Consider the following 15,099-nt stretch of genomic DNA (forward strand, 5'->3'; position numbering starts at 1 on the left):
AGTGAAAAGCACTATTCGTGGAATGTTTATGTTAGGCAGAGGAAAACGTGAAGGTATTCACGAATTTTCGAATAGCTCTGATTCTGTTTTAAGTGCTTTGGCGCCTTGGATTGCATTGGCTCTGGCGGTAAATTTGTTACCGATATTGATGATGCGATTCAAAGATATGCATGCGGTTTCCATCAGCATTTCTATGTTTTTGGTTAAAATTTGCTGTTTGCTCGTTACTGTTGGGATTATTCATTTTTTCGCAAGCCTATGGAATAACGAAGCAAATTGGAAGCAAACGACTGTAGCAATTTTATGGTGCTTTTGGGTTCCGATTTTGGACTTTTTCTTATTTTGCATTATTGCTGGGTTATTCTTTGCTGGATTGCCTAATGTTTTTATGGCTCTGTTTGGATTTGCTAGCGTTTTGTATATGGCTTATAGCATTTGGCTAAGCTGGTTTGTTATTAAAGTAGGCTTACAAACGACAACATCTAGATCAGTTGTGATTATCGTCAGTTTAATACTAGCAAGCATGGTCATTTATAGTATCTTTGTTGCATGTAATTATTCTTATATGGTGCAAGCAGCTCATGAATTACAACAACAAATTGAACAGGCTAAGCTTGCCCAGTAACTAAATTATATCATCGATTATTTTGAATGTTTCCAACCGCAATTGAACTTGATTATATAAATAATACGTCTCTGAATTGAAAAGTTATTGTGAATTATTTAAATAAATTCAACAATAATTTATTAAAAAGTGGTAATAGTATTATTTCTAGGATGGTTCAGATTATGTGGATAAACATGAAAAATACTTTTCGCTGGATACTTATGCTTGCATTAGGAAAATCTGAAGCGATTAATAAATTTCCTAACAGTTCAAATGCAGTTTTAAGAGCTATGCTTTGGCGGGTTGCTGGTATTTTTATTGTCTCTATTGGTTACATCTTTTATATTTTCTTTATTTAATAATACAATTACTATTAGATTTTTTATTGCAGTTTTTTGTATAAATTTTGTTGTTTATTATTAATAGCTGTTTTTATTCATCTATGTGCAATATTATTAAATAAAGAAGGTAATTGGAAAAAAAACGGTAACAGTTTTTTATTGGTGCGATTGGATTCTAAGTGTAGGGTATGTTGCGATTTTTATGATCGCTGGTTTACTTTTTGAGGAAAGATCTAATATTTCAGAGTCTTGGTCGGGCGTAGGTCAAATTTTACGCGAAATATATAGCCTTTGGTTAAATCGGGTTATTATTAAACACGGTTTAAAGACAACTGTACCAAAAGCTATAGTCTTTTTTATATATTAACATGTATTTTATATTATATATATTCTGACTATAATCATGATTTTATAGAACACATAAAGAGATTATAAGACAAAAATTGAATATAATATTATGGTAAATTAAGATGCCCTTGTTAATGGTTTCTACTTGGTTTATTCAATAAACGGATCAATTGGATAGATCACTTGAGTCAAAAACAATCCAGTAGCAGGAGCTGTTATGCCAGCAGCTCTGCGGTCTTTTGCTTGCAGGATGGAATAGGCTTGTTCTTCTGGCCAATATCCTTCGCCAATCATTTTAAGCGTTCCAACCATATTTCTTACTTGATGATGCAAGAAAGAACGTGCTTCGGGTTCGAAATAAATCAAATCATCTTTTTGATAAATCTCAAAGCGATCAAGTTTGCGGATGGGGGAATTTGCTTGGCAAGCGGTTGCTCGGTAAGACGTAAAATCATGAAGTCCCAATAATTGTTGAGCTGCTCTGTACATTTTACCGACATCTAATACTTTACGGACATGCCAAACATAGTTTGTGTTTAACGCCGGTCTGCTGTGACGATTAAGAATAATATAGCGATATTTACGTTGTATTGCGGTAAAACGTGCATTCCATTCTAAATCGACTTGGGCAGCTTGTAAAATGGCAATAGCGTGGGGCTTCATATAATGGTTTAACCCATCACATATTTTTTTTGCATTGAATGGCAGATGTGCTGGAAAGTCTAAATGGGCAACTTGTCCCAAAGCATGAACACCAGAATCCGTGCGACCAGCAGTAATGCTGCTGACTTTGTATTGATTATTACACAGTTTTTCTGCGGCTTCTTCAAGAACTTGTTGAACGGATAAGCCACTCTTTTGACGTTGCCAACCAACGAGTTCTGTGCCGTCATATTCGACTTTGACGGCCCATCTTTGGATATCCACTGTCATTATTTCCCTAAAACTGTGCCAGAGTTAATCGTATAGCCTCTCAGGAAATCTTGCACAGACATGGCTTTTTTGCCAGCAAGTTGAACTTCTAACAGCTCTATCGTGTGTTGATCGCCACAAGTTACTATAAGACGATTTGAGGTTTGATTGACTGTTCCTGCCGTGGCTGAGCCTTTATCTTGGCTGAGTATCGCTTTGGTAATTTTAAGCAAATTGCCATCTAAGTTTGTATAAGTGCCTGGCCAAGGCGTTAAGGCACGTATTTGTTGGTCAATTTCTTTGGCGCTTAAAGACCAGTCAATTTTTCCATCTTCTTTAGTTAATTGACGCGCATAGATTACGCCATCTTCCGATTGTGGTGTTGGTGTTAATGAAGGATCATCAATGAGATTACTCAACGTTTGCACAATCAGTTTTCCGCCTAACGCAGAAAGATCATCATGTAATGACTGTGCAGTGGTTTGAAGTGTAATAGGAAGAACACCTTCAAGATATACATCCCCAGTATCTAGCCCAATATCCATTTTCATGATGCTGACCCCTGATTGCTGATCCCCAGCCCAGATTGCACTTTGGATAGGGGAAGCACCACGCCAACGAGGTAAGAGACTGGCATGAATATTTAAACAACCAAGTCTGGGCGCATTCAACATTTCAGCAGGCAGGATCAGACCATAAGCAGCCACCACAGCCACATCAAGATTTAACGCGTTAAATCGTTCGAATTCTTCAGGTTGTTTTTTTAATTTCAAAGGCGCATAGACTGGGATGTTCAAAGTCACTGCTGCTTGTTGCACGGCACAGGGGCGAATTTTTCGACCTCTGCCCGCTGGTCGAGCAGGTTGACAATAAACAGCAACAATTTCATGGCCTGCGTGATGTAAGGCATGCAGGGCAGGAACCGCAAAATCAGGCGTTCCCATAAAGGCTATACGCATTTTATATTCCTAAAGACAGATAGTCGAAATTAACGATGTTTTCTTTGTTCTTTTACCACTTTACGCATAATCATATTGCGCTTCAAAGAAGAGATGTGGTCGATAAATAACACACCGTCCAAATGATCTGTTTCATGTTGAATACATCTGGCCAGTAACTCTTCAGCCTCGATTTCTTGCTGTTTTCCATCCAAATCCATATAGCGAAGTTTGATTTTTTCTGGGCGAATGACTTCTGAATATTGTTCTGGAACTGACAGACAGCCTTCTTTTGCTTCAGAGCATTCTTCTGACTCTTCGATAATTTCAGGATTCAGAATAACATATTGTTCTTTTTCATCTTCTTGTTTGGCAAGATCCATAATAAAGAAGCGTAAGCCAATGCCGACTTGGGGTGCAGCAAGCCCAATTCCATTTGCATCATACATGGTATCAAACATGATCGGTATAATTTTTCTGACCTCTTCAAGGTCTTTTTGTTCTACCAATCTTGCTTTTTTACGTAAAAAAGGGTCGGTTGCTACTAAAATAGGTAGAATTTCAGGTGTATTTGGTTCGGTATTCATGTTTGATTTTATGCCGTTATAATTGATGTTTGTTAAGTTTTTATATAGAATATAGCGCTGATATTACAATATTTTGTCGTGATGATAAATCATAATTTTACAGGATATACTTGCATATTTCAGTATTTTTCTCATATTATAGATAATAGTAAGTGCCATTGTGGGCTTATTTCGTTATGTCTCGCTCATAAAAAAGGAGGAGGCTTTTCATGTCAGGAAGGCTTTTTACGTCGCCTATGTTCCTGGGCTTTGACCATTTGGAACAAATTTTGGAACGTGCGGCTAAATCCACATCAGATGGATATCCGCCGTATAATATTGAACAACTTGATTCTTCAAGTCTGCGTATCACGTTGGCGGTTGCTGGTTTTATGATGGAAGATTTGCAAATCACCCAAGAAGATAACCAGCTCGTCATACGAGGAAGGCAATGTGAAGATACGACACAAGAACGCGTATTTTTATATCGAGGGATCGCAGCACGACAATTTCAACGCGCCTTTGTGCTAGCAGAGGGGATAGAAGTAGAAAGTGCTTGGCTTGATAATGGATTATTGCATATTGATATTCGTCGTCCGCAACCAGAAATGAAAGTTCGACGGATTGAAATCATACAAAATTCAGCTGCTCGTAAAAAGACAGCGCCTAAAGTTCCTGCGTATAAAGGAAATTTCACCGACGGGAGTCGTTCAGAGCGTTCTGGTTTGGAAAGAAATATCCAGACAATTGAAAAAGATAGATAAAATTATTCTACTGGATTAGACTATAGGTTGAGAATAGTTTCAATATCATTGATGAAAAGGATCATGAACATGAGTGATCAAACGGCAAATGATAAAACCAAGTTGATTGCAACCAAAGAAGATGACAATAACGTAGATATTCGTGATTTGACCGAGGGGCAGCTTAAAGCATTAGGAGTCAGCCAAATGGCCTATGTAAAAATAGTCATCATTAATGGTGAAGAGGTTTTTGCAATCCATGCAGCTGATGGCACACCCATGGCGGTTGCAGACAATGCCAAGACAGCATTTGCAGCCATTGTCCAGCACGAAATGATGCCAAGTTTCGTAAATTAAATTAAAACAATCAAATCATTTAAAAAAGGAGGATTTCATGTCCTCCTTTTTCTTTAAGTTACTGGTTTATTCCAGAATCAAGCCAAATAACTTGTCCATCAATATGACGATAGACAACGTTGATACGATTATTTTCAGAGTTCTTAAACATCAATACTGGGCGTTCTGATAGATCAAGATGCATGATTGCTTCATAAACAGTAAGATTATCAATTTCAGTGGCTTTTTCAGTGATAATACGTTCTTTGATTGCTTGTTCAAGCTGTTCTTGATGGGTGCTTTCTTGTTCTTCTACGTCCTGATCCGGACGAATAATATATTGACGACCTTCTACAAATTGATTGTAAGCAGCTTTTTCACCACGACGACTCAATAAACGACTTTTATATCGACGTAATCGTTTGGTAATATGTTGAATAGCACTTTCAAAGGCTGCTTGAACTTCTGTGGCTGTACCTTCACTGCGAATAGATAAATCTCGGGAAGCATGCACATGAATTTGACAGGTATAAGAAGAAGGTAATTTGTTAAACGTTACAGAAACGTCGATGATGTTATCAAAATATTTTTGGGTTGTTTTTTCTATGGTATCTTCAATTTTTTCACGGAACCATTCAGGGATTTCTATTTTTTTTCCAAAAATTGATATCTTCATTCATACTCTCCATTTTTTCTTATTTATACGGATGTATCTTATGGAACTAGGTTAATGGTCTCTTTGTTTTTACGCAATATTGAATTTAAATTGGTTTGAATATATTTTAAAATCAACGATTTATATTGGATTTTACTTTTAAAAAATGATATAGTCCGTTTTGATTTTTAAAGGCTACTGCGGCACGTAAACGGTCTTTTTGATATGTTTTAAAAAGACGGTAATTGTAAATGTCATGATGACCAGTAATGCCCAAGAACTCCATTTCCCCGTATGTACCATCGACCATGACGTGATTTGGTTGGGATACTTCCAAATTCCAAAGAAAGTACTGATATTCTCTGCCAACCAGATGAAAAAGCCAATTAATATAAAGGCTAATAACAGAGGCATTTTCCGTTCCCGATCATAAGGGGTAAAGATTACGGTGGTTCTTGCGTATAAACCAAGGACTGTTGCTGCAATATACCAACGATAGTCTCCTAAGAAATGATGCGTGAAAAAGTTGATATAGATTAGCAAAGAAATAATAACAGCAAATATGTATGGAGGATGATGATAGATTTTTACGTCAAGTAACCGCCACGCTTGGATAATATAACTGCCAATCGCTGCATACATAAATCCAGAGAATAAAGGGACATTGAGAAATTTTGTATATGCAAAATCAGGATAACTCCACGAATGAATATTCGCAGATGTTTTAAAGACTTCTAAGGCAAAACCGACAATATGAAACAACATTACTGCTTTGAGCTCATCCCAAGTTTCCAGTTTTGTAAAAACCATCCATAATTGAATGGTGATCGCAATAATCAGCAACGCATCATAACGTGGAATGATCCAAATACCACTTTTGGGGACAATGAAGATTGAAAGAAAAAACAGTCCTACAAATAAGCAAGAACGTGCTTCTTTAATCCCAAAGAAAAGGAATTCTACACAAAATCGTTTCCATCCCCGTAAGTCGGGGATGGAGGGTGGTGTTATAAGGAATTGATCGAGCTTTTGTTGAAAATTCATAAGGAACTAGAAACTTACTTTGTCAATATGTCATGATGAGAAAGAGATATAGCAGATCTTTTTCTAAGGTAAAGTAAAGACAAAAGATAACTATGTTCAAAGCAATATTAAATATCTGATATCCGTATTATTTCGACACTCATGGCAGACATTATAACCTTACAGAGAGCTACTGAGGTTTAGAATGTAGCGCTTAAGATTTTTAGGGCTAGGGCAATAAGGATATAAATAATTGATATTTATTATTGTTATATCTTGTTGTTCAACTATACCTACATAACCATAATGGTTTTTGTACATCCATGTTTCGATGAATCAGTTGCTAACACAAAACATTTGTCGAGCAACAGATGTCTTTTAGTATTTTCGATTAGAAGACGATAATAAATAAAAGTTGTAGAATAAAACAAAGTTACACAGTAAGAAATGAATGAAGCGATTGATGATTTATAAGATAACTAACCTTATTAAAAATAGATAAAGTTAGTTATTGTTGCTACATCGAGAATTTTTCACCTAGGTAAACACGGCGTACGTCTTCATGGGCAACTACTTCAGAAGGAATCCCTTCCATTAGCAGTTGTCCACTATTCATAATATAGGCACGGTCAATAATCTCTAACGTTTCTCTAACGTTATGGTCTGTAATCAGCACACCAATACCACGATCTTTCAGATGTGAAACCAAGTCACGAATTTCCCCTACCGCAATTGGATCAATCCCAGCCAACGGCTCATCCAGCAAAATATAGTTCGGATCACTGGCCAATGCTCTGGCAATTTCCAAACGACGACGCTCGCCACCAGACAAAGATAGAGAAGGGGAACGACGTAAATGACTGATACCAAATTCAGCTAGTAATCCGTCAAGGGTTTCTTGTCTTTTTAAATAGTCGGGCTCAACGACTTCTAAAACAGCCATAATATTTTGTTCAACATTCAACCCACGGAAAATGCTGGCTTCTTGAGGAAGATATCCTATACCCAGACGAGCCCGACGATACATTGGTAATTTAGTAATATCCGCACCATCAAGTTTGATAGAGCCTGTATCAGGCTGAACAAGACCAACAATCATATAAAAGCTGGTTGTTTTACCCGCACCATTTGGTCCAAGTAAACCAACAGCTTCGCCACGATGAACGCGCAAGGACACATCTTGAACGACAGAACGCTTTTTATAGGTTTTACCAATTTTAGTGGCAACTAATCCTTCATTATTTTCTGATGGATGAACAGGACTGATTGGTTGGCTAGCAACATTATTCATAATGGGTAAGTACCTTGTATAAAAGCAGTAACGTAAATCTTGATTATTTGGGCTGATTATTGGATTCATTAGGAACCACTAATCCTTGAACACGACGTCCGGGGGATTCTGTCATATGAGCAATTCCTGTTTTCATATTGATAATTGCGCCATTACCGTTTAGCTGATTCGCACCTCTGGTAATGTGGACATTGCCAACGACACGTGCAATGCCTGTATCTGGTACATAGACACCACGATCGCCACGAACCGTTTCAGTTTGCGTTCTGACGACAACATTGCCAAAAGCATTGACCTTTTCAAGTTTACTAGATCGGGTCATGTCATCATTATTATTAGCGGGTGTGTTTGCGGGTGTGCTTTTTGCCTTTGGATCTTTTTCATCAGTGGGTTTGCTGTATCCTACCAATACGTCAGCAGTGATACGACGACCATCTTTCAGATTTGTTACCGATGCGTCACCACGTCCAACAGACATACGAGTTTGAGAGTGATATTCCATAGCATCTTTGGCAGTCATTAAATTCTGAGGTGTTGTCAGTTTGAGATTTTTACCTGTTAATACCAATGTTGCTTGGTCGATATCATAAACGGCTTTGTCCCCCCATGCCTGATCTGTATTTGTATAAATATGTACATGGCCATACGCATTTAAACGATAAATTTCATTCGAACCAGAATCATTTTTAGTAATATCTCCACCATTTTTTTGTCCAGCATTCTCTTCGGGTTTGGGCTGTGTATTATCATCTGATCCTGCTTTTTTGCGATATAAAGCGACCAAACGATCGGCTGTAACGGTGACATTTCCCCTGACGGCTTTGGCTTGGTCATAGGCGGTGACAGATTTATTATTTTGATCCCAATCAAATCCACCCAGAGCAGTCACTGTAATTTGCCCCCCATGGGATAAATCAATATTTTGAGCCAATACAGGGGAGAGATTAAATAATCCCACACCCATCAAAGATGTAAAAGTCAAAAATAAAGAGCGTTTCATATTCATGGGGATTATTCCGACGTTTTAGAAGGTTGCGAAGGAGGAGAGGAATTCTTGTCATCATTTAAAATAAGGCGTCCAGGCCCTTTAAATTGAGCAATGTTAGTATGCATATCTAAAAAATATGCCTGTGCATCTAATTGACCGAAAGGTCCTTCCGCATGTATCCAGTCATTTGCGGTAATTACAGATTGTTTTAAAGCGACATCAGCAATATCGCTATACATAAATAAACCATCGTCACGATATAGCACAACATTCTTATATAAATTTAAATCTTGCTCATGTTGCATATAAATACCATTATTGGCTGTAACCATAATCCAATCATTATTTTGTAATAAAATATCTGCCTTTGGATAAGCAAGACGAATCATATTACTGTTATTTGAATTTTGAATTACTTTACTAGAGGTAATAGTATAGGGTCTATCAGAGGAATCGACACCATGAAAAGTAGCGCCAACCATCGTTCCACTTTCGACTTTGATTCGTGATAATTCGTTGACAACGGCCTTATTGGTGTTGATGAAACGATCGATTTCTGGCCATGCGGCAATAGATCCCAGCAATAATAAAGCAAGAGCAGGCAATACCCATTTAGTCCATTTGATAAGTTTCTTACGTCGTAGAATGTCTTTTTCATTTGGCACTTGTCGTCTGGTAACGACAGTATTCGCACGCTGTTTTAAATATTTTTGCTTTTCTTGAAAGTCGGTTCTTTCAATTTGTGCGGATGAATTTGGTTGATCTTGTTTCTTTTCGGTCATGCTATTCCTGCACGTAAAAGATCGTGAATGTGTAAGACACCAATGGGTTGATGCTGTTGGTTGGTAACAAATAAGCAGGTTATTGGATGTTGATTATTATTCATTAATCTCAAAGCTTCTGCGGCCAATATATCTTCTTGAACAGTCATAGGATTAGTATTCATAACATCTTTAGCGGTCAATTTACGGATATCTTTATCTAATGTTCTTCGTAAATCGCCGTCTGTAATTAAGCCAACTAGTAATCCTTCGGTAGTGACAATACCAATACACCCTAATGCTTTTCTTGTCATTTCCATAATAGCTTCAAGAATGGGCATATCAGGTGATCCCAAAGGAATTTCTTGGTTTGTGTGCATAAGATCACGCACAGCCTTTAATTTACTGCCTAAACGTCCACCTGGATGATATATCCCAAAATCGGACGCAGAAAAATCACGTTTTTTTAATAGCGTAATTGCCAACGCATCTCCAAGTGCCAATTGCATGATTGTACTCGTCGTTGGTGCCAATCCATATGGACATGCTTCTTTAGATTTTGGCAAAGTCATCGAAATATTCGCTGCTCGAGCAAGGGTTGATTGGGCATTAGTGGAAATTGCAATCAAAAAAATCCCAAATCTTTTAGTATGTGAAATTATACTGGCCAGTTCTGCAGTTTCACCAGAAGCAGAAATGGCAAGGACAACGTCACCAGGTTGAATCATTCCTAAATCACCATGGGCAGCCTCAGCAGGATGAACAAAAAAAGAAGCCGTTCCCGTAGACGCAAGGGTAGCTTGTACTTTTTTGGCAATATGTCCTGATTTTCCAATCCCAGTTAGGACAACGCGTCCTTGTAATGTAGAAATTTTTTCGATAGTTTGATTAAATGCTGCTGATAAATTATTATCATTCTGCAATGAAGTTATAAGCTCTTGAATTCCTTGTTTTTCAACAAGCAAAGTTTCGCAAGCAATATGAATATCATTATCAGTGATAGAAGTCATTTATTTTTGCACTTAAAAAATAATGGGTCGAACATGAAGGTTATTATATAAAACGATTATGAATTGCGATCAAATATAACTTTACTAATAACTGCGATGTTGGAAAATGTCAGGCTCTTCATACCCCAAAATATCTAAGTCAGCACGGGTTGATAAGAAAGAAAAACAAGATTGCGCAAGTTCTAGACGATTTTCACGGATCAAAAGCTCTTTTAAAGCAGTCCATAATTGATGTAAATATAAGACATCAGATGCAGCATAAACAAGTTGTTCAGTGGTAAGGGTTAATGCCCCCCAATCAGAGCTTTGTTGTTGTTTGCAAAGTTCGATTTTTAAAATATCTCTACATAACGCAGCTAAACCATGTTTATCAGTAAATGTTCTTACCAATTTTGCAGCGATTTTTGTGCAAATGACAGATTGTAGTTTAATATTCAACGAATGTTGTAAAATACCTACATCGAATCTGGCAAAATGCATTATTTTTGTAACCGCCGAAGAACCTAAAAGTTTTTTAAGGTTTGGGCAGGCTGAAAATCCTTTTCCGCCAAGATGTTCTGGGATGAATTGTACCAGATGAACTTGACCATCTCCGCTGGAGATTTGCACTAAGCATAAACGATCACGATAATGTTTCAAACCCATAGCTTCTGTATCAATAGCCACGATTGATCCCAAATCCAGATCATTTGGTAAATCATGTTGATAAAGATGAATATAGTCAGGGATTGATGTTTCGTTTATAGCCATAAAAAATTCCAATGAAATGATTAAACTTATTTATTATATAATACGTGTTGAATAAAATATAAACGTTTTTATTTGTCTATATCTTGACTTGAAACTTGCCCTAATTGACAGAGTAATTGCCAATGCTCAGGTGTGATGGACATGACTGATAAACGAGATTGTTTAATCAGGCTAATTTCTTGTAATTCTGGGATTGTTTTAATTTGTTTTAATGTGACGGGAACTGGAACAGTGCATACTGTTTGGACATCGACGCAGCACCATTTATGATCTGGGTCGGTGGGGTCTGGATAAAATTCTTTAACGATACGGACAATTCCTACAATCTCTTTGCCCACATTGGAATGGTAAAAAAAGGCTAAATCACCTGCTTTCATAGATTGAAGATTTTTTTTGGCTTGATGATTTCGAATGCCTGTCCAGGGTTCTATGTTATTTTTCAATTGTTCTTGCCACGAATATGCATCAGGTTCTGATTTAACTAACCAGTAATTCATCATTTTTTCCTTATTTTCGAAATTTTCTAATGTATATATTTTATGTAAAAGGATATTACATCGTTTCGTCAGAATATATATGTTTTATAAAAGAATAAGGAGAATTTAAGATTATTTTATAGCTAAATCTTTGAAATTACATACATACCAAATCGAGACTGCTTCAACACGTTTTGCTAGGCGAGGACAAAAGAAAAAATATGTAGAATATATCCCGCAGCATCTGGTTATTCAATTTTGAACTACCACAAACCAGCATTTGCAAAGCAGAACGGGATGTAGAGATGTTTTAAGCGACAAAAACACCAACACGATCGCAAGTTAACTCTCTACCGCGAGAATAAGCTTTGCCTGGGAAATGAATGAGATGTCCAGGAAGTTGTAAAAAATGTTTCAAACCATTCGAATGATCCGTTACATGATAACCAAGCTCATGATCGATCACAAACCAAATCTATTCATCATCATTAGTTTCAATGATTGCTGATATAATGCTATTAGAGTTGTAAATAAGAGCTTGTGGAGCTTTTTTAAACTAACCAATTTAGTAATATCTTGCACCATTTGATGAAATTGAGGAAGTTGATAGGGACCAATAAGCACAATAAACAAAATGGTCAAAAGATTTGTGAGATATTTCCTTGAAGAATATCTATCACGAAAGATGGTACAAACAACCCTCATAAAATACAATTAAAAACAAATAAAATATTGTCATATTTCTTTACTTTACGGTGTCTTATATCTGCTATTTTAAACTACACAGTAACCTCTTAATGCTTGAATATTTTTGATATTTTATTTTGAAATATATTTACTTAGGGTTACGTAAAAATAGTTATTTATTTTATAATTCATCAAAATAGTTACGAAGATGAAAATTTTGTGTGATAAAAAAATCACTTTTTTCATATTATGTATATGTGATGGTTGTGTTTCCAGGATGTTATTGATAATAATTCTTAATAACATAAGGTAATAATAATCATTCTTAATATTATGAAGAGTAGCAGCGTATGGAAAAAGTTGGTATAAAAAGGATTGTTCAGCCCATTTCTTTGGCAACGGTAATGGTCGGATTGATGAATAGCCCTGCCTTTGCGCAGGAAACAGATATCAATCTAAAAGAGGGAAAAGAGGTCGAAAAACAAGAGAGTGTTGCTGAAAAATCTGGTAATTCTACAACAAATGAACACATTCTTGTCCGTGGAAAAAAAACATCAAATATTTTAACTCATGAAACTGGGGTTGATTTGATGCCACAAGATGTGATGCATACTCCACAAAATATTAACGTTGTGCCACAAAAGATTTTGCAAGAGCAAAATGTCAAATCACTCGAAGAAGCATTAAAGAATGTTCCCGGTGTTACCTCATCCGTTGGTGAGGGACGAGGAGGAATGTCAGGAAACCAGTTTCTCATCAGAGGGTTCCCAGCACAAAATGACATCTACGAGGACGGGTTAAGAGATTTTGGTGTTTATACCAGAGATAGTTTTAACTATGAGAGCGTAGTTGTTATTAAAGGCCCTTCTTCTTCTGTCTTTGGGAACGGCACCACTGGTGGGGCGATTAACGTTGTTACTAAAAAACCTATTCTAAAAGATCGTTATGATGTTAATTTTACAGGAGGAAATGGTGATTATTACCGTGGTACGGTTGATATCAATAAAAAAATCACAGATTCAATAGCCGCCCGTATTATTGGTGTAGGGAATAGTAATAATGCAGTAGGTAGGGATTACATCTATTCTCATCATTGGGGATTAGCACCTTCGATTGCTTTTGGTCTTGGTAAAAAACTTAGTTACGTTGTTCAATATGTATACCAACAAGATGATCGTATTCCAGATTACGGCGTTCCCGTTGTAACCAAGCCAGGCACCAGTATTGCAAGACCTATTACTGAATATGGTATCAGAAGGGGTAATTGGTACGGAAATAAGATGGACAGTGATCAAACACAAGACCATCAATTAACGGGACGCTTAAAATATGATGTAACCCCAGATATTGTAATTCATAATGATACACGTTATGGAAATTATCGTCGTGAATTCTCTGTGACACGCCCACAATGTCAGGCTGCAAATTGTGTGAGACCATATTTCTCCGGTCGTCCGCAAGATGCGATTATTTCAACAGCAGGTCCATCCCCTTATCGTCAGCGCACATGGTCGTTTCAAAATGTATTATCCACAGTTGCGAATTTCCATACATGGGGCATAAAGCATCAGCTTATTGCTGGGGTTGATTTTTCTTATGCCAGTGAAAATAGGGCATATGGACAATTTTCATCCCCATTACCGAATAATAGCTTGGTTAATCCAACGCCGAATATTAATTATCCAATTTCAATTTTACCAGGAGATCCAAAGGCAACTTCTGGCGATCCAGTGTTAAGAAAAGGACATACACGTGATGTTGGTGTCTTTATTTACGATCAGTTTTGGATGACAGAGCAATGGTCAATTAAAGGCGGTGTGCGTTATGATAACTGGAATGCCAAATATGGTACAGAAGGGGGCGCCGGCATGTGGGGTGCCAATAATATGGAAACGACAAATAATATCGTAAATCCAACGGTCAGTCTGATGTTTAATCCAACAGAAAATCAAATGTATTATTTTACATGGGCGATGTCTACGACGCCTTTGGGGATGTATTTGACAAATTCATATGCGCCTATGCGTGATAATCAAGGGGGAATGAAACCTGAACGTAGTCGTTTATACGAGTTGGGGGGTAAATGGAGCCTACTTAATCAGCGTGTTGGCATAACCGCAGCTTTATTCCGATTGGATAAAAGTAATCAAATTGTCAGTGATCCAATTTCTGGTGATGTTACCAGCTCAGGAGATACGGTTCGAAATGAAGGAATCGAGTTGGGGATCTCTGGTAATGTATTGAAAAACTGGGATGTTTACGGTGGATTTGCTGCTTATCATAGTGATGTAAAATCTTCTCAAACTGCGGGTGCTAAAGGTAATCGTGTTCAGTATGTCCCAACACAACAAGGGAATTTGTGGACGACATATAAGATTATGCCAGACACACCTTATAATTTGACTGTTGGCGGTGGGGTGACTTGGCGAGGCAATGTTTGGTTAAACAATACGAATAACGCAAAAGCCCCTGCGAATGTCAGTATTGATGCGATGCTTTCCCATCAATTTGACGAACATTGGAAAGTTGCATTTAATATTTACAATATTACTAATCGCTTGAATTACGATTCTTTGTTTGGGAATCGCGTTACGCCGTCTACAGGCAGAGCATTTTTATTTAGTTTAAATATGTTGCAATAATTTAGCGATATATAATGCAATCAGG

General features: G+C 37.1%; 17 protein-coding genes. 5 read left to right on the forward strand and 12 right to left on the reverse strand.

The window, feature by feature from the left end; all coding sequences use genetic code 11:
* Window position 1: 1 nt before the first annotated feature.
* Both PQG54_RS07760 and PQG54_RS07765 read left to right on the forward strand, forming a co-directional pair.
* A complete protein-coding gene (locus PQG54_RS07760; RefSeq protein WP_271788571.1) occupies window positions 2-625 on the forward strand; it encodes a YIP1 family protein in 624 nt (207 codons plus the stop codon).
* 176 nt (window positions 626-801) lie between these two features.
* Window positions 802-966 carry a hypothetical protein gene (locus PQG54_RS07765; protein ID WP_271788572.1) on the forward strand — a complete coding sequence of 55 codons (165 nt, stop codon included), beginning with the start codon at window positions 802-804 and terminating at the stop codon, window positions 964-966.
* Window positions 967-1,446: 480 nt separating this feature from the next.
* On the opposite strand, the gene truA is transcribed toward PQG54_RS07765, so the two are convergent.
* From truA to def, 3 genes are read right to left on the reverse strand one after another with little or no spacing between them, the layout of a single operon-like run.
* On the reverse strand, window positions 1,447-2,229 hold the full coding sequence (truA, locus tag PQG54_RS07770; RefSeq protein ID WP_271788573.1) for a tRNA pseudouridine(38-40) synthase TruA: 783 nt from the start codon (window positions 2,227-2,229) through the stop codon (window positions 1,447-1,449).
* Window positions 2,229-3,167 (reverse strand): methionyl-tRNA formyltransferase, encoded by a 939-nt coding sequence (fmt, locus tag PQG54_RS07775; RefSeq protein ID WP_271788574.1) that lies wholly within the window; start codon window positions 3,165-3,167, stop codon window positions 2,229-2,231. The genes truA and fmt overlap by 1 nt, the downstream gene beginning before the upstream one ends.
* Before the next feature lie 29 nt (window positions 3,168-3,196).
* Window positions 3,197-3,733: a peptide deformylase gene (gene def / locus PQG54_RS07780; RefSeq protein WP_271788575.1), complete on the reverse strand. Its 537-nt coding sequence runs from the start codon at window positions 3,731-3,733 to the stop codon at window positions 3,197-3,199.
* A gap of 209 nt (window positions 3,734-3,942) precedes the next feature.
* Here def and PQG54_RS07785 point away from each other — a divergent pair, with 209 nt between their 5' ends.
* Complete coding sequence (locus tag PQG54_RS07785; RefSeq protein WP_271788576.1) at window positions 3,943-4,476, forward strand: Hsp20 family protein; 534 nt, start codon at window positions 3,943-3,945, stop codon at window positions 4,474-4,476.
* A 69-nt stretch (window positions 4,477-4,545) separates the two neighbouring features.
* Complete coding sequence (locus tag PQG54_RS07790) at window positions 4,546-4,812, forward strand: DUF1150 family protein (RefSeq protein WP_271788577.1); 267 nt, start codon at window positions 4,546-4,548, stop codon at window positions 4,810-4,812.
* Window positions 4,813-4,870: 58 nt separating this feature from the next.
* Here PQG54_RS07790 and hpf read toward each other — a convergent pair whose 3' ends face one another.
* The 9 genes from hpf to PQG54_RS07835 form a co-directional block, all read right to left on the reverse strand.
* Window positions 4,871-5,467: a ribosome hibernation-promoting factor, HPF/YfiA family gene (gene hpf / locus PQG54_RS07795; RefSeq protein WP_271788578.1), complete on the reverse strand. Its 597-nt coding sequence runs from the start codon at window positions 5,465-5,467 to the stop codon at window positions 4,871-4,873.
* Window positions 5,468-5,641: 174 nt separating this feature from the next.
* Complete coding sequence (locus PQG54_RS07800) at window positions 5,642-6,490, reverse strand: DUF817 domain-containing protein (RefSeq protein WP_271788579.1); 849 nt, start codon at window positions 6,488-6,490, stop codon at window positions 5,642-5,644.
* A 496-nt stretch (window positions 6,491-6,986) separates the two neighbouring features.
* The gene (lptB, locus tag PQG54_RS07805) at window positions 6,987-7,760 is read right to left on the reverse strand and encodes an LPS export ABC transporter ATP-binding protein (RefSeq protein WP_271788580.1); all 774 of its coding nucleotides are present in this window, start codon (window positions 7,758-7,760) and stop codon (window positions 6,987-6,989) included.
* Between the two features lie 43 nt (window positions 7,761-7,803).
* A complete protein-coding gene (locus PQG54_RS07810; protein WP_271789517.1) occupies window positions 7,804-8,724 on the reverse strand; it encodes an LptA/OstA family protein in 921 nt (306 codons plus the stop codon).
* A gap of 47 nt (window positions 8,725-8,771) precedes the next feature.
* Window positions 8,772-9,530, reverse strand: a complete 759-nt coding sequence (gene lptC / locus PQG54_RS07815; RefSeq protein WP_271788581.1) for an LPS export ABC transporter periplasmic protein LptC — start codon at window positions 9,528-9,530, stop codon at window positions 8,772-8,774.
* Window positions 9,527-10,519: a KpsF/GutQ family sugar-phosphate isomerase gene (locus PQG54_RS07820; protein ID WP_271788582.1), complete on the reverse strand. Its 993-nt coding sequence runs from the start codon at window positions 10,517-10,519 to the stop codon at window positions 9,527-9,529. Before PQG54_RS07820 ends, lptC begins: the two co-directional genes overlap by 4 nt.
* Window positions 10,520-10,603: 84 nt before the next feature.
* Window positions 10,604-11,269 (reverse strand): ribonuclease D, encoded by a 666-nt coding sequence (locus PQG54_RS07825; protein WP_271788583.1) that lies wholly within the window; start codon window positions 11,267-11,269, stop codon window positions 10,604-10,606.
* 68 nt (window positions 11,270-11,337) lie between these two features.
* Window positions 11,338-11,766, reverse strand: a complete 429-nt coding sequence (locus PQG54_RS07830; protein ID WP_271789518.1) for an EVE domain-containing protein — start codon at window positions 11,764-11,766, stop codon at window positions 11,338-11,340.
* Window positions 11,767-12,055: 289 nt separating this feature from the next.
* A complete protein-coding gene (locus PQG54_RS07835; RefSeq protein WP_271788584.1) occupies window positions 12,056-12,211 on the reverse strand; it encodes a M48 family metalloprotease in 156 nt (51 codons plus the stop codon).
* A gap of 571 nt (window positions 12,212-12,782) precedes the next feature.
* Here PQG54_RS07835 and PQG54_RS07840 point away from each other — a divergent pair.
* Window positions 12,783-15,074, forward strand: a complete 2,292-nt coding sequence (locus PQG54_RS07840) for a TonB-dependent receptor (RefSeq protein ID WP_271788585.1) — start codon at window positions 12,783-12,785, stop codon at window positions 15,072-15,074.
* Window positions 15,075-15,099: the final 25 nt, after the last annotated feature.

Source organism: Commensalibacter communis, assembly GCF_947179015.1.
Classification (GTDB): domain Bacteria; phylum Pseudomonadota; class Alphaproteobacteria; order Acetobacterales; family Acetobacteraceae; genus Commensalibacter; species Commensalibacter communis.